This is a genomic window from Duganella sp. SG902 (assembly GCF_013376005.1).
Classification (GTDB): Bacteria; Pseudomonadota; Gammaproteobacteria; order Burkholderiales; family Burkholderiaceae_D; genus Rugamonas.
The window spans coordinates 399,747-415,719 of sequence record NZ_JABMJK010000004.1 but is presented as its reverse complement, the minus strand read 5'-3'; the positions used below and the strand labels follow the sequence as shown (position 1 = coordinate 415,719).

Annotated in this window: 12 protein-coding genes; all 12 read right to left on the bottom strand. The window is 65.3% G+C overall.

Annotated features, from left to right (window positions below):
- Window positions 1-60 precede the first annotated feature (60 nt).
- Window positions 61-987, bottom strand: a complete 927-nt coding sequence (gene truB, locus FHW83_RS11175) for a tRNA pseudouridine(55) synthase TruB (protein WP_176646429.1) — start codon at window positions 985-987, stop codon at window positions 61-63.
- A gap of 77 nt (window positions 988-1,064) precedes the next feature.
- Window positions 1,065-1,454 carry a 30S ribosome-binding factor RbfA gene (gene rbfA, locus FHW83_RS11170; RefSeq protein ID WP_176646428.1) on the bottom strand — a complete coding sequence of 130 codons (390 nt, stop codon included), beginning with the start codon at window positions 1,452-1,454 and terminating at the stop codon, window positions 1,065-1,067.
- Window positions 1,455-1,526: 72 nt separating this feature from the next.
- Window positions 1,527-4,397 carry a translation initiation factor IF-2 gene (infB, locus tag FHW83_RS11165; protein ID WP_176646427.1) on the bottom strand — a complete coding sequence of 957 codons (2,871 nt, stop codon included), beginning with the start codon at window positions 4,395-4,397 and terminating at the stop codon, window positions 1,527-1,529.
- Window positions 4,398-4,443: 46 nt separating this feature from the next.
- Window positions 4,444-6,009 (bottom strand): transcription termination factor NusA, encoded by a 1,566-nt coding sequence (gene nusA / locus FHW83_RS11160; protein WP_176646426.1) that lies wholly within the window; start codon window positions 6,007-6,009, stop codon window positions 4,444-4,446.
- A complete protein-coding gene (gene rimP, locus FHW83_RS11155) occupies window positions 6,006-6,494 on the bottom strand; it encodes a ribosome maturation factor RimP (protein WP_176646425.1) in 489 nt (162 codons plus the stop codon). The genes nusA and rimP overlap by 4 nt, the downstream gene beginning before the upstream one ends.
- A gap of 238 nt (window positions 6,495-6,732) precedes the next feature.
- A complete protein-coding gene (locus FHW83_RS11150) occupies window positions 6,733-8,889 on the bottom strand; it encodes a pseudouridine synthase (protein ID WP_176646424.1) in 2,157 nt (718 codons plus the stop codon).
- On the bottom strand, window positions 8,876-9,589 hold the full coding sequence (scpB, locus tag FHW83_RS11145; protein ID WP_176646423.1) for an SMC-Scp complex subunit ScpB: 714 nt from the start codon (window positions 9,587-9,589) through the stop codon (window positions 8,876-8,878). Before scpB ends, FHW83_RS11150 begins: the two co-directional genes overlap by 14 nt.
- Before the next feature lie 244 nt (window positions 9,590-9,833).
- On the bottom strand, window positions 9,834-10,859 hold the full coding sequence (locus FHW83_RS11140) for a glucokinase (protein ID WP_176646422.1): 1,026 nt from the start codon (window positions 10,857-10,859) through the stop codon (window positions 9,834-9,836).
- A gap of 215 nt (window positions 10,860-11,074) precedes the next feature.
- Complete coding sequence (locus FHW83_RS11135) at window positions 11,075-12,034, bottom strand: VTT domain-containing protein (protein ID WP_176646421.1); 960 nt, start codon at window positions 12,032-12,034, stop codon at window positions 11,075-11,077.
- 25 nt (window positions 12,035-12,059) lie between these two features.
- Window positions 12,060-13,733, bottom strand: coding sequence for an ABC transporter ATP-binding protein (locus FHW83_RS11130; protein WP_176646420.1), 1,674 nt, complete (start codon window positions 13,731-13,733; stop codon window positions 12,060-12,062).
- A complete protein-coding gene (locus FHW83_RS11125; RefSeq protein WP_176646419.1) occupies window positions 13,730-14,734 on the bottom strand; it encodes an ABC transporter permease in 1,005 nt (334 codons plus the stop codon). Before FHW83_RS11125 ends, FHW83_RS11130 begins: the two co-directional genes overlap by 4 nt.
- Window positions 14,731-15,651 (bottom strand): ABC transporter permease, encoded by a 921-nt coding sequence (locus FHW83_RS11120; protein WP_176646418.1) that lies wholly within the window; start codon window positions 15,649-15,651, stop codon window positions 14,731-14,733. The genes FHW83_RS11125 and FHW83_RS11120 overlap by 4 nt, the downstream gene beginning before the upstream one ends.
- Window positions 15,652-15,973 lie beyond the last annotated feature (322 nt).

The window sequence follows — 15,973 nt, the reverse complement described above, 5'->3', positions numbered from 1 at the left end:
GGTACCTTCGAGGTACACGAAGCCCTCTAGTATAGCATGTTGCGATGCAACTCTAGCGCTTTATTGCGGCGTAAATGCGATTAATCGTTCGGGCGCCAGAATGCTGTATTCGCCCAGGATGGCGGTGCCCAGCAACTTGTCGTCCAGGTAGACGCTCACCCTGCCCTGCTCCGCCGGCACGGCAATCGACGGTTCCTTGCCCAGCGGCAGGCGCTGGCCGTTGAGGAAGCGCTTGGCCAGCTCGGCATTCAGCTGGACCGCCGGGAAGCTGGACAGCAGCGCGTCGACCGGCGACAGCAGCGACAGCGGCGCCGCGTGCGCGGCCAGTTCGTCCAGCGTGATCATGCGGTCGGTGGTCAGCTCGCCCACCTGCGTGCGGCGCAGCGCGTTCAGGTGGGCGCCGCAACCGAGCGCCTTGCCGATGTCCTCGCCCAGCACGCGGATGTAGGTGCCCTTGCTGCAGGTGACCGACAATTTCAGGAACGGCGCCTCGTAGGCGGTCAGCTCCAGCTTGTGGATGATCACATCGCGCGCCTCGCGCTCCAGCGTGATGCCTTCGCGCGCGTATTCGTACAGCGGCTTGCCGTCGCGCTTGAGCGCGGAATACATCGGCGGCACTTGCTTGATCGGGCCGCGGAACCGCGCCAGCACGGCGTGGATCTGTTCCAGCGTGACGTTGACCTCGCGCGTTTCCAGCACCTGGCCTTCGGTGTCGCCGGTGTCGGTGGTCTGGCCGAGGTGGACGGTGGTGTCGTAGGTCTTGTCGGCTTCCAGCAAGTCCTGCGAGAACTTGGTGGCCTCGCCAAAGCACAGCGGCAGCAGACCGGTGGCGAACGGGTCCAGCGTGCCGGTGTGGCCGGCCTTCTTGGCGTTCAGCACGCGCTTGGCCTTGATCAGGGCGTCATTGCTGGACAGGCCGACCGGTTTGTCGAGCAGCAGCACGCCGTCCACCAGGTCGCGGACTTTTTTTGGATGAGTTTGCTTCATATTCACTTCAGCATGGGTCCCGGCGTGCGCCGGGACGACGTCGCCCCGGCGCACACCGGGGCCCATAGAACGCGTGCTTACTCCGCGCCGTCGTCCAGCGAGCGGGTGCTGTTGGCCTGATCGATCAGCGCCGACATCGCCATGCCGCGCGCGGCCGAGGTGTCGTGCACGAAATGCAGCTGCGGCAGCGTGTGGATGTGCAGGCGCTTGCCCAGCTGGTTGCGCAGGTAGCCGGACGCGGCGTTCAGGCCGGCCAACGTGTTCTTCACGGTCTCCGCATCGTCCTTCAGCATGGTGAAGTAGATTTTCGCGTGCGCGTAGTCCGGCGTCAGCTGCACTTCCGCCAGCGTGATCATGCCGACGCGCGGGTCTTTCAATTCAAAGGCGATCAGCTCGGACAAGTCCTTCTGGATCTGATCGGCCACGCGCTGACCGCGCTGTGGGATGTTTTTGCTATGTTTTGCCATGATGATTCCATAAACGGCAAGTGGACGGGAGGGCCCGTCCACTTTACCAGATACTGCTGTGCTAACCCGAAATTACAGGGTACGCGCGATTTCCTGCACCTCGAACACTTCCAGCGAGTCACCCACCTGGATGTCGTTGTAGTTCTTCAGCGACAGGCCGCACTCCAGACCGGCGCGCACTTCCTTCGCGTCGTCCTTGAAGCGTTTGAGCGAGTCGATCTCGCCCGTCCAGACCACGATGTTGTTGCGCAGCAGGCGGACCGACGAGGTACGCTTGACCACGCCATCGGTGACCAGGCAGCCGGCGATCGCGCCGACCTTGGACACCAGGATGACCTGGCGCACTTCCAGCTGGCCGGTGACGGTCTCGCGCTTCTCCGGCGCCAGCATGCCGGACAGCGCAGCCTTCACCTCTTCGATCGCGTCGTAGATGATGTTGTAGTAACGAATATCCACGCCGTTCGACTCGGCCAGCTTGCGCGCCTGGGCGTCGGCACGGGCGTTGAAGCCAATGATGACGGCCTTCGAGGCGACTGCCAGGTTGACGTCCGACTCGGTGATGCCGCCGACCGCCGCGTGCACGACCTGCACCCGCACTTCCGAGGTCGACAGCTTCTGCAGCGAACCGACCAGCGCCTCCTGCGAACCCTGCACGTCGGTCTTGATGATCAGCGGCAGGTTCTTCACCTCGCCCTCGGCCATCTGGTCGAACATGTTTTCCAGCTTCGCGGCTTGCTGCTTGGCCAGTTTCACGTCGCGGAACTTACCTTGACGGAACAGGCCAATCTCGCGCGCCTTGCGCTCGTCGGCCATGACCATGACTTCCTCGCCGGCTTGCGGCACCTCGGTCAGGCCCTGGATCTCGACCGGGATCGATGGACCGGCTTCGTTGATCGGCTTGCCGTTCTCGTCCAGCATGGCGCGCACGCGGCCATACGAGGAACCGGCCAGGATCACATCGCCGCGCTTCAGCGTGCCGGACTGCACCAGCACGGTCGCGACCGGGCCCTTGCCCTTGTCCAGGCGACCCTCGACCACCAGGCCGCGCGCCGGCGAATCCACCGGCGCCTTCAGCTCCAGCACCTCGGCCTGCAACAGCACTTGCTCCAGCAGGTTGTCGATGCCCTCGCCGGTCTTGGCCGACACCGGCACGAACGGCGATTCGCCACCGTATTCTTCCGGCACCACGCTCTCGGCCACCAGTTCCTGCGTCACGCGGTCGACGTTGCCGCCCGGTTTGTCGATCTTGTTGATCGCCACCACCAGCGGCACGCCGGCCGCTTTCGCGTGGGCGATCGCTTCCTTGGTCTGCGGCATCACGCCGTCGTCGGCCGCCACCACCAGGATCACGATGTCGGTGGCTTTCGCACCGCGGGCACGCATCGCCGTGAAGGCCTCGTGACCCGGCGTGTCCAGGAAGGTGATGATGCCGCGCGGGGTTTCCACGTGGTAGGCGCCGATGTGCTGGGTAATGCCGCCGGCTTCGCCCGAGGCCACCTTGGCGCGGCGGATGTAGTCCAGCAGCGAGGTCTTGCCGTGGTCGACGTGGCCCATGACGGTGACCACCGGGGCGCGCGGCAGCGACTCGAAGTGCGCGTGCTCGCCCTGGTCGGCCAGGATCGCTTCCGGATCGTCCACCTCGGCGGCGTGCGCCTTGTGGCCCATTTCCTCCACCACGATCATGGCGGTTTCCTGGTCCAGCACCTGGTTGATGGTGCACATCTGGCCCAGCTTCATCAGCTGCTTGATGACCTCGGATGCCTTGACCGACATCTTGTGCGCCAGTTCGGCCACGGTGATGGTTTCAGGAACGTGCACGTCCTTGACGATGGCTTCGGTCGGCGCCTGGAAGTTGGTCTCGCGTTCTTCCGACTGATGATGGCGGCGGCCACCCTTGCCACCGCGCCAGCTGTCGCGGCCCGTGCTGGCGCCGGCGCCGGCGTTGCCGCCACGGCCCTTGCTGCCGCCCGGCGCGCCGCGCTTCTTGGCGTCGTCCTGCCAGGTCGACGAGACATTGGCCGATTTGATCGACTTCTTGTCGGCGCCGCCCGCGGCTGGCTTCTTGTCCTCTTTCTTGTCGCCCGGCTTGGCCGCGTTGGCGGCGGTGGCAGGCTTGTGCAGCGTGCCTTCGGCCACCTTCGGCTTGGCTGGCGCCGGCGCCGGCTCGGGCGCCTTGATGGCGCGGCGTGGCGCGTTCATCATGGCCTTGATCTGCGCCACTTCGTCGGCCACGGCCTGGCGTGCGCGCTCGGTGGCGGCGGCTTGTTCAGCGGCTTCCTTGGCGGCGGCGGCGGCCTTCTTCTTGGCTTCCTCGGCGGCGGCTTTTTTCTTCGCCTCTTCCGCGGCGTTGTCCACGGCTGGCGCGGCGGCCGGCGCGGCGGCGGCGGCGGCCTTGGCGGCGGCGGCTTTCTTCGCCTCTTCCTCGGCTTCGCGCTGGGCGGCGGCTTCGGCTTCGGCGGTGGCCTTGGCCTGGGCGGCCTTGTCCGCCTCCAGCTTGGCCAGACGCTCCTGCTTCTCGCGCAGTTCCGCTTCCTGACGTGCGATCAGCTCGGCCTGCTTGCGTGCCTCTTCTTCGCGGCGAGCGACTTCGGCCGCGTCGATCACCGGCGCGGCCGGGGCGGCCGCAGTGGTGGTCAGCGGCTCGTCGCGCTGCACGAAGGTGCGGGTTTTCTTGACAGCGACCTGGATGGTGCGGGCCTTGCCGTTGGCGTCGGCCTGCTTGATCTCGGTGGTTTCCTTGCGCGTCAGCGTAATTTTCTTCTTCTCCTCGGCACCGGCGCCGTGGGTGCGGCGCAGGTGATCGAGCAGCTTATCCTTATCCTCTTTCGACAATGGATCTGACGCCGACACTTTCTCGACGCCGGCAGAACGCAGCTGCGTCAGCAGCAAGTCTGCAGGCATCTTCAGTTCGGTGGCAAATTGGGCTACGTTGTTACTCGCCATTCAGTCCTCTTTTCTATGTGTCGCGGAGATGATAAAGATACTCAAATTAAGCCTTTGCGGATTCAGTCAGACTCCAGGCCTTGGCTTGCAGCGCCTTGGCACGGTCGTCGTACTTCGCGTCAACCAACTTCATCTCATCGTCGGTCACATCTTCAAATTCACTCGTAATCAGTGCGCGTGCGCGGTCCGACGACAACGCCAGGATGGCGCCGAATTCGTCGTAAGCCAGGCCGGCAAACGCTTCTACCGTTTTGATACCAGCCAGGCCCAGCTTGCCGGCGGTGATGCGGTCCATGCCTTCCAGACCGACCAGCGCCTCGTCCATGCCTTCCAGGCCTTCCTCCGAAGCGATGGCTTCGGTGACCAGGGCGTCACGGGCGCGGGTGCGCAGTTCGTTGACGGTATCTTCGTCGAACGAGTCGATCTCCAGCATTTCCGAGATCGGCACGTAGGCGATTTCCTCGAGGCTGGCAAAGCCCTCCTCCACCAGGATGTCGGCCACTTCCTGGTCGACGTCCAGTTTTTCCATGAACAGCGCGCGGATCGCGGCGGTTTCCTGGGCGGCCTTGTCGGCCGATTCCTCGGCCGTCATGATGTTGATCTTCCAGCCGGTCAGGTCGGAAGCCAGGCGCACGTTCTGGCCCGAGCGGCCGATGGCGATCGCCAGGTTTTCCTCGTCCACCACCACGTCCATGGCGTGCTTCTCCTCGTCCACCACGATCGACGACACGTTGGCCGGCGCCAGCGCGCCGATCACGAACTGGGCCGGATCCTCCGACCACAGCACGATGTCCACGCGCTCGCCGCCCAGCTCGCCGGTCACGGCCTGCACGCGCGAACCGCGCATGCCGACGCAGGTGCCGATCGGGTCGATGCGCTTGTCGGCGGTGTACACCGCGATCTTGGCGCGCACGCCGGCGTCGCGGGCGGCCGATTTAATCTCCAGCATGCCCTGCTCGATTTCCGGCACTTCCAGCTCGAACAGCTTCATGATGAATTCCGGCGCGGTGCGCGACAGGATCACCTGCGGGCCGCGCATATTGCGGTCCACGCGCAGGATGTAGGCGCGCACGCGGTCGCCGATGCGCAGATTCTCCTTCGGGATCATCTGGTCGCGCGGCAGGCGCGCCTCGATCTTGCCGGACTCGACGATAGCATCGCCGCGCTCCATGCGCTTGATGGTGCCGGTGACCAGCGAGTCGCCGCGCTCCAGGAAGTCTGCCAGGATCTGTTCGCGCTCGGCGTCGCGCACGCGCTGCAGCACCACCTGCTTGGTGTCCTGCGCGAAGCGGCGGCCGAATTCCACCGATTCGATCGGCTCTTCGATGTAGTCGTCCACTTCGATGTCGGCGATCTGTTCCTTCGCCTCGAAGTGCAGGATTTCCTGGTCCGGCAGCTGCAGGCCCGCCTCGTCCGGCACCACGTGCCAGCGGCGGAAGGATTCGAACTCACCCGACTCGCGGTCGATCGAAACGCGGATGTCTACCTCACCCTCATAGCGTTTCTTCGTGGCCTGCGCCAACGCGAATTCCAGTGCGCCGAAAACCACATCCTTATCGACGTTCTTTTCACGCGCCAGCGCGTCTACCAATAACAAAACTTCGCGACTCATGCTTTGCGTCCCTTAAAATCCACCTGCGGCACCAAGCGTGCCTTATCCACATCGGCGAGCGTAAATTCCAACTGCGCCGGACCTTCATTGCTTTCAAATTCCAACGACAATTTCTCGCCCTCCGGTTCCAGCAGGACCCCGGTGAACGATTTCCGGTTGTTCGTACCCGGCATGGCCGCGCGCAGCTTGATGACTGCCTCGCAACCGGCAAAACGGACATAATCCGACAGCTTGCGCAACGGCCGGTCCAGGCCCGGCGACGAGATCTCGAGGCGCTCGTAAGGAACGTTCTCGACCGTCAGCACGTGCGACAGCTGGTGGCTGACCGTGGCGCAATCCTCCACGGTGATGGGACCTTTTTCCTCAGCATCTTCGGCGCTGAAATCGATAAACACGCGCAGCAGTCCGCGCTCGGCCCGTTCGACATCAACCAGCTCATAGCCCAGACCGGCGACGGTCTTTTCAATTAATTCCGGCAGCTGCAAGAAATTCTCCAGTTTAAGACCTGTTTATATTGGGCATAAACAAGCCTGTTAAAACGGTTCAACAAAAAAAAAATGGGCATCTGCCCATCTTCTTAAAACACCTAGCCAGATGAAGAGTTCAAACCGTTTTGTCACGACTTGAGCTTTTACTAGGCTAGATATTATAACCTTATATGGTCTGCGCTGCAATGCCGCACAGGCGGCATGACAGGCAAACAACAAGGCGAGGGTGCGCTGCTTAACCCTTGCGGCGGCGCGGCATGCCATGGTCGATGGCTCCGCCGCGCGGCGGCTGGCCGCGACGCGGCGCACCACTGGCCGCGCCGAAACCAAACGTGGTTTGCAGCGGATCCGGCTGGCGCGGGCCGCGGTTCGGCCCCTTGGACTGCTGGCCCTGGCCGCGGCCGCCCTGCCCCTGGCCGCGACCGCCCTGGCCTTGCGCGCGCGGAGCGGGCGCCTCGCCCAGCGGACGACCGCCGGCATAGGCGCCGATACCCTGCGGACGGCCGCCCGGACGGCCGGAAGCCTGCCCCTGGCCACCGCCCTGGCGGCCCTTGCCGCCGCGGTTGCCGTTGCCGCCACCGTTGCCATTGCCGCCGAAACCGCCCTGGCCACGGCCGCCGCCGTTGCGGGCCGGCTTGGCGAACGGCAGCGCGTTGGCGTTGCTCAGGTCGGCGCGGTTGAAGTTCGGCTCATCCTCATCGTCCTCGTCGTCATCGTAGAAGTCGCGCTCGTCGCGGCGCTCGGCGCGCTCGGCATGCTGGTCGCGGTTGCCGTTGCGGCCGCGCTTCTCCGGGCCCTTGTTCTGCGCCGGCTTGGCTTGCTGCTTGCCTGCGGCGGGCGGCTGCGCGCCGCCTTTTTTCTCGACGCTGTACGCCGTCATCAGCGCGCGCACCGCGTTTTCCTCCATCTCCTCCCAGCGCCCGCGCTTCAGGCTGCTTGGCAGGGTCATGGCGCCGTAGCGGGTACGGATCAGGCGCGACACGGTCAGGCCGATCGCCTCGAACATGCGGCGCACCTCGCGGTTGCGGCCCTCGCCGATCACCACGCGGTACCACTTGTTGATGCCCTCGCCGCCGCCGTCGGCGATCTTGGAGAACTGCGCCACGCCGTCTTCCAGCTCGACGCCGGCCAGCAGCTTCTGGCGCATGCCCTCTTCCAGCTCGCCCAGCGTGCGCACCGCGTATTCGCGGTCGATGCCGTAGCGCGGGTGCATCAGGCGGTTGGCCAGGTCGCCGGAGGTGGTGAACAGCAACAGGCCCTCGGTGTTGAAGTCGAGGCGGCCCACGGCCAGCCATTTGCCGGCCTTCATGGTCGGCAGGCGGTCGAACACCGATGGACGGCCGTCCGGATCGTCCATCGAGACGATCTCGCCGGCCGGCTTGTGATAGATCAGCACGCGCGGCGGCTTCTTGCTCACGCGACGCTGGATCAGCTTGCCGTTGATGCGCACCGCGTCGGTCGGCAGGATGCGCTGGCCGATGTGGGCCGGCTCGCCGTTGACCGACACGCGGCCGGACACGATCAGCTCCTCCATGTCGCGGCGCGAACCCAGGCCGGCCTCGGCCAGCACCTTGTGCAGTTTCGGCGCGTCGTCGTCCGAGGTCAGGTCGCGGCGCACCGGCTTGGCTGGCGGACGGCCCTTGCCCTCGTCGGCATCGAAGGCATCCGAGGTCACATACGAGAACGCCGCGTCGGCGTCATTACCCTTGGCGCCGCCGGCGTTCTGGCCGCCACGCTGCTTGCCATTCTTTTTCTTGCCGTTGCGCTGGTTTTGCTGGCCATTGTTGCGCTGCTCGTGGCGCGGCTTGGCGTCGCGCACAGCCGCTGCGGCGCCCTCCTCGGCTGGCGCGGCCTCGCCCTCGGCGGCGGCCACCGGCTCGGGACGCGGCATGCTGGCCTGGCGCAGCGCGCGTTGCTCGCGCATCTGGCGCGGACCGCGTGGACGCTGCTGGCTGCGCTCGGCGCGCTCCCCTTCGGCCTGCACTGCGCCAGCCAGCTCGGCGGCGGCAGGCGCCGGCGCGGCCACCGGCGCTTCGGCGGCGGCACCAGCCTCCACCGCGACAGCCTTCTTCGCGCGCGGCTTGACCGGCTTGGCGGCCGGCACCTCGCCCTCGGCGGCCACCACGGCGGCGTCGGCCTTCCTGGCGCGCGGCTTTTTCAGGGAGGCGGCCGACAGGCTGACGGGCGCATCGGCGGCGGCCGGCGCGGCCACCTCGGCGGCGACGACGGCCTTGGGCTTGCGCGCCGCCCGGGGCTTGGCGGCCGGGGCTTCGCCGGCGGCGATGGCCGCGTTATCGGCTTCGATCTGCGCCTTGGTGCGGCGCTTGGGCTTGGCGACAACCTCGGCAGTGGCTGCGTTGTTGACGGTGTCAGGGGTATCAGGTTTGTTCATTATTCGTTTCTTGGTTGTGCTCAGCGTCAACCGTTAAATCTGGCGCAGGGCCTTGTTCTTGCTCAGCTTCTTGCTCGGCGTCGCCATCCAGCCGCGCCGCTTTCTCAAAGTTCTCTTGCAGAGCCGCCTCCAGGGTTTCCATGGCGTTCTGCCCATCGCTGATTTGCTGCAACGGCGGCAGCTGGGACAGCGAATTCAAGCCCAAATCATCCAAAAACTGCCTGGTGGTGCCCAGCAAGGCCGGACGCCCCACCACGTCGCGGTGACCGATGACATCCACCCAGCCACGGTCCTCCAGCATCTTGATCGTCTGCGAATTGACGGCGACGCCGCGTATCTCCTCGATATCGCCGCGCGTCACCGGCTGCCGGTAGGCGATGATGGCCAGCGTTTCCAGCGTCGCCCGCGAATACCTGGGCGGTTTTTCCGGGTTCAGCCGGTCGAGATACAACTTCATCTCGGGGCGGCTCTGGAAGCGCCAGCCCGACGACAGGCTGATCACTTCAACACCCCTGCCGGCCCAGTCGAGCCGCAATTCTTCCAGCAGTTCCTTGATCGTGTCGGCGCCCACGCCGGGGCCAAGCGGCCGGTCCTGGTCATCCAGCTCGACAAACAGCTTTTTCAGACTGTGGATCGATAAAGGCTCACGAGCGCATAGCAAGGCGGTTTCGAGGACTTTTTTAGCCTCAACATTATCCATAAGCAAAATCGAAAGAAATCAATCACATTCAGTGAGGCTGGCGGGAGTTACTCGCTGAAGCTGCTTTTCCGACGCCAAGGCCTATGCGCACCTGGCGGGAGAGAGGGACATGCCGGCAACGGCCGAGACCGTTGCTTTCTACGTGAAACGTGGGCAGGAAGCCAGACGTCTCATCCAACAACGCGAATTGTACCTGATAAAACCACAAAACGCGCATTTCGACGTCATCGAAATGTCGTTGCGCTTACGCCGAGGCCAGCCGATCGGACAAGATTGCCGAAACACCAACGAAGGCCGGGTATTCCGCGGTGATCACCCAGGTCGGCACTTCCGACAGGTATTTATGGAAACGGCCCTTGGCCTCGAAGCGGGCGCGGAAGCCGGAGCGGTCGAAGCGCGCGCCCAGCTTGGGCACGATGCCGCCGCCTATGTAGATGCCGCCCTGCGCGCCCAGGGTCACGGCGATGTTGCCGGCGATGGTGCCCAGCATGCAGCAGAACGCCTCGATGGCGTCGTCGCACAGCGAGCATTCGCCGGCCAGCGCGCGGCGCGAGATCTCGGCGGCGCTCAGCTTTTCCGCCGGCAGGTCGCCGTGGTCGGCCAGCGCGCGGTAGATCAGCTCGATGCCGGCGCCGGACATCAGGCGCTCGGCCGAGACGTGCTCGAATTCCTTCCAGGCGAATTGCAGGATCGCCACCTCGGTGGCGTTGGCCGGCGAGAAGGTCACGTGGCCGCCCTCGCTCAGCAGCGCGGTCCAGCCATCCTTGCCCGGGATCAGGCCCGAGACCCCGAGGCCGGTGCCGGCGCCGATCAGGCCGAGCGGGGTGCCCGGCACGCTGGCGCCGCCGCCGACCTGGTGTTTTTGCGTGGCCGACAGTTGCGGCAAGGAGCTGGCCAGCGCGGTGAAGTCGTTCACCACCACCAGGGTGTCGAAGTTGACTTCGCGGCGCAGCGCCTCGATCGAGAAGGCCCAGTGGTGATTGGTCATGCTCACCATGTCGCCGGTGACCGGGTTGGCGATGGCGATCGCCCCGTTCCGGATCCCGGTGACGCCGGCCTGGGCGACGGTCGGCGAGGCCAGGTACGCGACCAGGGCGGCGGCCAGGGTCGGGTAAGCGGCGCACGCCAGCACTTCGATCGCCTCAATCTTGCCCGGGGCGGTTTCCAGCGCAAACCGCGCGTTGGTGCCGCCGATGTCCGCCAGCAGACGCGGGCCACCAGGGAATACAGTGGTCAGGGAGGGAGGCGTTTGTACGGACTGAGCTGTCATGATGGGTCGAAATGAGTTGAGGCCTAAGCTTAAGGTATTTTACCTAACTCAGGCAAGCGAAGTTTGTAGTTTTAGTACAGTTTGCCACACAAGTTTGCAATCCGGGATTTTTGGTCCGTAGTATGACTACCAGTCACAAAATTGGAATCGATTCCAGTTCGCACCTGAAAATAGCCCCGTCATTCCGGCGCAGGCCGGAATGACGGGGCTGGCGTTCAGGCCGGGGCGCGAGTCTCCGCTTCGGCCAGCGGTTCGCCCGGCGCGCGGAAGGCGGCGTTCCACGCCTCCAGACCGCCATGCAGCGGACGGGCGCGGTGGTAGCCTTGACTGATCAGCGTCTTGGCCACATGGGCGGCGGTGACGTCGTTGGGGCAGCTGCAATACACGATGATGTGGCTGCCCTTGTCCAGCCCGGTGATTTCCGTGGTGGGATCGCCGCCGTTGAACAGCAACGCCCCCGGCACGGCCGGATCGAGCATTTGCGCGGTCGCGCTGCGGGCATCGATCAGCACCGGCTGCTTGCCCTGCTCCAGCATTTTCTTGAAATCGTCGATGGTGATGCGCTCGATTTCCACCGACTGGCGGAAGCGCTTGCGCTCCACATACTTGAACGCCACGAACAAGGCCAGCAGCACGCCCAGCACGATCAGCGCGGTGGTGCCCATGGTGCTCAGGATGTCCAGCACCTGGTCCACGCTGGTGTGGAAGAAGGCGCCGATGGCGATGCCGGCGCCGCTCCAAACCAGGCCGCCCAGCACGCTGAAGCCGAGGAACACGCCGGTGCGCGTGCCCATGGCGCCGGCCAGCGGCGGCGCGATGGTGTTGAAGCCCGGGATGAACTTGGCGACGATCAGCGCCTTCGGCCCCCAGCGGTTGAAATTGTCCTCGGTCTGGCTGACGCAGTAGTCGGGCGAGAGCGAAATCTTGCACAGCAGCTTGAGGATGCGCTTGCCGTAGTAGCGCCCGGCGCGGAACCAGAAATAGTCGCTGATCAGGCACGCCGCCATGGCCACGCCGAGCACGGCCGGCCAGTGGGTGTCGCCGTCCACCGACATGGCGCCCGCCACGATCAAGATGGGAAACGCGGGAATGGGCAAGCCGATCTGTTCGACCAGCACGATGCCGAACACGATCAGGACGCCATATTCTTGCAGCAGGAGGATTAAATTCGCCATGCGGATATCTTAACTTAAAAATCGCTTAACCGTTGCCGGGGATCGCAGCCAACAAGCCCTTGGTATAGGGATGTTGCGGGTCGCGGTACAGCGCCTCCGCGTCGGCCAGCTCGACCACGGCGCCCTGCCGCATCACCATCACCTGGTCGGCCATGTAGCGGACCACCGCCAGGTCGTGCGAGATGAAGATGTATGACAGGCCCAGCTCGTCCTGTAAATCCTTCAAAAGATTGAGCACCTGCGCCTGCACCGAGACGTCCAGCGCGGAGACCGACTCGTCGCACACCAGGATCTCGGGCTGCAAGGTCAGGCAGCGGGCGATGGCGATGCGCTGCCGCTGGCCGCCGGAGAATTCGTGCGGATAGCGTGCGTAGGCGCTGGCCGGCAGGCCGACCTTGTCCAGCAGGCCGAGGACGATCGCGCGGCGCGCGCGCTCATCGGCGCCGATGCGGTGGATGCGCAGCGGCTCCAGCACGATCTCGCCCACGGTGAAGCGCGGATTGAGCGAGGCGTACGGGTTCTGGAAGATGATCTGGATGCGGCGCTTGTAGGCCTGGAATTCGCGCGCGGGCATGCTGAGCAGGTCGCGGCCGTCGAACAGCACGCTGCCGCCGCTGGCCTGGTGCAGGCGCATCAGGGTCAGGCCGAGCGTGCTCTTGCCGGAGCCCGACTCGCCCACCACGCCCAGGGTCCGGCCGCGCGCGAGGGTGAAGGACACGTCCCGCACGGCGTGCAAGGCGCGCTTGCCGAACCAGCCCTCGCGTTGCGTGAAATGCTTGCTCAACCCGCGCACCTCCAGCAACGGCACACCGTCATCCCGGCGCAGGCCGGGATCCATGCCGAGCGTCCCGTGCGGCGGCGTGTGAATCCCAGCCCGCGCCGCGATCGCGGGCTCCATGAAGTCGGCAATAACCGGCAAGCGCCGTGGCCGCTCGCCCAGCGTCGGCCGGCACGCCAGCAGCGCTCGGGTGTAGGCATCCGCCGGCGCCGTCAGCACCTGCTGTGCCGGGCCGGCCTCCCTCACCTCGCCCCCGCGCATGACCACGACATGGTCGGCAATCTGCGCCACCAGCCCAAGATCGTGGGTAATAAACAGCACCGACATCGCGCGCCGCTGCCGCAGGCGCGCGATCAACTGCAGGATTTGCTGCTGGATGGTGACGTCCAGCGCCGTGGTCGGCTCATCGGCGATCAGCAGCCTGGGCTCGCACGCGACGGCCATGGCGATCATCACACGCTGCTGCTGGCCGCCGGAGAGCTGGCTCGGGTAGGCGTCGATCCTGTCGGCCGGGATGCCGACCTCCTCCAGCAACCGCAGCGTGCGCTCGCGCGCCTGCGCCCGGCTCATCTTCAGATGCAGCCGCAGCACCTCGCCGATCTGCGCCCCCACCGTGAACACCGGATTAAGCGACGACATCGGCTCCTGGAAAATCATGGCGATGTCCTTGCCGCACATCGCGCGGCGCCGCCCGCGGTCGAGCGCCAGCAAGTCGCGGCCGTCAAACCGAATGCCGCCGCCGATGCTGGCCGAAGCCGGATCAAGCAAACCCATCACCGCCAGCGCGCTGGCCGACTTGCCGCTGCCCGACTCACCCACCAGCGCCACCGTCGCGTTGCGCGGCACGCTGAACGAGACGCCCCGCACCGCCACCGCCGTGCCGAAGGCGACGCGCAGATCGCGCACCTCGAGCAGGCTCATGTTTTCACCTTGGGATCGAGGGCGTCGCGCAGCGCGTCGGTGAACAGGGAGAAGGCCGTCACCAGCGACGCCATGGCGGTGGCGGCGGCCGCCAGCTGCCACCAGCGGCCGAGGATGAGCTCCCCTTGAGCCTCGTTCAGCATGCTGCCCCACGAGACCGCGCCGACCGGCACGCCAAAGCCCAGGAAGCTGAGGATGACCTCGGCCTTGATGAAGCCCACCACCAGGATCGACAGCTGCACCAGCGCCACGTGGCTCACATTGGGGAAGATGTGACCGAACATGCGGCGCCAGTGCGAGGCGCCGATGGCGTCGGCGGCCAGCACGTATTCGCGCGCCCTGTGCCTGAGGTATTCGGCGCGGATCAGGCGGTACGGCCCGGTCCAGCCGGTCAGTCCCAGGATCAGCACGATGGTCGTCACGCCCTTCTGTTGCAGCACGGCCGCCACCGCCAGAATCATCAGCACCGAAGGGATGGCGGTGAACACGCTGTAGAACCAGTTGAAACCATCGTCCACCACGCCGCCGCAATAGCCCGACAAGGCGCCGAACAAGGTGCCTATGCCGACCGCCAGCAGGGCCGCCGCCAGTCCGACCATGATCGAGGTCTCGCCGCCCTTGACGGTTTTCCTGATGACGTCATGGCCCCACTTGTCGCCGCCGAACGGCAGGGTCGGCAACCGCTCCGCCGCCGTCGCGCGTTGCGCCGCCAGTTGCGCGCGCAACGCGCGCAGGTCGTCGGCCAGCGGATCGAAGGGATTGTCCGGCAAGCCGGCTGCCGCGGCGCCCGGGGCCTCCGGTCGCGCCCACGCGCCCGCCCCGACGAAACCGGGCGGCGCATACGGCACGCCGACCTCGGCCTCCCAGTCGGCCGCGATCAGGCCGCCGGCCGACAAGGCCGTCATCGACAGGAAGGCCAGCACCACGGCCAGCGCGGCCATGCCAACCCGGTCCGCGCGCAGGCGGCGCCAGGCCAGGGTCCACAAGCCGTGCGCGCTCATGACAATTTCACCCGTGGATCGACCGCCTGATACAGGAGGTCGGTCAGCAGGTTGAACACCATGGTGGCGGCCGCCACGTAGACGGTGATGGCCTTGATCACGGGAAAATCGCTGCGCTCCACCGCCAGGATCACCTCGCGGCCGATGCCGGGGATGCCAAAGAAACGCTCCAGCAGGAACGCCCCGATCAACAGGGCCGGCAGGTTGGACATGACATAGGTGAGGATGGGAATCGCCGCGTTGCGCAGCACATGCACCCACATCACCCGGCGCTCGCCCACGCCCTTGGCGCGCGCGGTGCGCACATAGTCCTGTCCCACCTCATCCAGCACGAAGCTGCGGAACAGGCGCAACGTCGGTGCCAGCGACACCGCCAGTCCGATCAGGATCGGCAGCGCCAGGTGCCGCGGCCCGCCCCAGCCCTGCACCGGAAACCAGCCCAGCTTGTAGGCCAGCCCGTACTGGAACACGATGATGTAGACCAGGATGCTGACCGACATCGCCACCGTGCACGCCACCATCACCACGCGGTCGGTCAGCGAGCCGCGCACGAAGGCGACCGCCAGCGCCAGCGCGATGCCGGTCACGGTTTCCAGCACGGTCAGCGGCGCCAGCACCGCCAGCGACGGCCCCAGCCGTGTGGCGATGATGTGCGAGACGGGCTCGCCAGTCGCCCAGCTCAGGCCGAAGTCAAAATGCACGATCTCCACAATAAAAATCCATAACTGCACGTAAAATGGCTCATCCACGCCAAGTTGGCGCCGGATGGCGGCAATTTCGGCGGCGTCCGCCATCTTGCCGGCCAGGAGATACGCGGGATCGCCGCCCACCCAGTTGAACAACACAAACACCAGCACCACCACGCCCAGCATGGTGGGCACCATCTGCCCCAAGCGGCGCACTATGAAAGCCAGCATCTTGATCCTTTGGTCGTTATCCATCTGCTTATTAGCATAAACCGCCACCCTCCCCCGCCCGTGCGGCGTTTTGTCTCATAAATGTAACGCCGTGTTTCTTCATGAACGCAGATTCACATAGTTGCCTTGCACCAAAATGTTGCAAGTTTCCGAAAGCCAAACAATATTTTCGCTTTTTTTTTGATAGCAAAACAATGTTTCCTATCCCCACAATGCTTAATGCACCAAATTAGAGCGTTTACCGGGCGACTTTAGCGCGGCGAGCAAGCGTCCTTTTTACGCGGCTTAACCGAAGTTTGCACATTGACAGCAAATGTCGGCA

Excerpts from the sequence above, each read along its gene's own strand:
- truB (WP_176646429.1), bottom strand. The coding sequence starts at position 987 with ATGAAGCAAACTCATCCAAAAAAAGTCCGCGACCTGGTGGACGGCGTG.
- rbfA (WP_176646428.1), bottom strand. The coding sequence starts at position 1,454 with ATGGCAAAACATAGCAAAAACATCCCACAGCGCGGTCAGCGCGTGGCC.
- infB (WP_176646427.1), bottom strand. The coding sequence starts at position 4,397 with ATGGCGAGTAACAACGTAGCCCAATTTGCCACCGAACTGAAGATGCCT.
- nusA (WP_176646426.1), bottom strand. The coding sequence starts at position 6,009 with ATGAGTCGCGAAGTTTTGTTATTGGTAGACGCGCTGGCGCGTGAAAAG.
- FHW83_RS11150 (WP_176646424.1), bottom strand. The coding sequence starts at position 8,889 with ATGAACAAACCTGATACCCCTGACACCGTCAACAACGCAGCCACTGCC.
- scpB (WP_176646423.1), bottom strand. The coding sequence starts at position 9,589 with ATGGATAATGTTGAGGCTAAAAAAGTCCTCGAAACCGCCTTGCTATGC.
- FHW83_RS11140 (WP_176646422.1), bottom strand. The coding sequence starts at position 10,859 with ATGACAGCTCAGTCCGTACAAACGCCTCCCTCCCTGACCACTGTATTC.
- FHW83_RS11135 (WP_176646421.1), bottom strand. The coding sequence starts at position 12,034 with ATGGCGAATTTAATCCTCCTGCTGCAAGAATATGGCGTCCTGATCGTG.
- FHW83_RS11130 (WP_176646420.1), bottom strand. The coding sequence starts at position 13,733 with ATGAGCCTGCTCGAGGTGCGCGATCTGCGCGTCGCCTTCGGCACGGCG.
- FHW83_RS11125 (WP_176646419.1), bottom strand. The coding sequence starts at position 14,734 with ATGAGCGCGCACGGCTTGTGGACCCTGGCCTGGCGCCGCCTGCGCGCG.
- FHW83_RS11120 (WP_176646418.1), bottom strand. The coding sequence starts at position 15,651 with ATGCTGGCTTTCATAGTGCGCCGCTTGGGGCAGATGGTGCCCACCATG.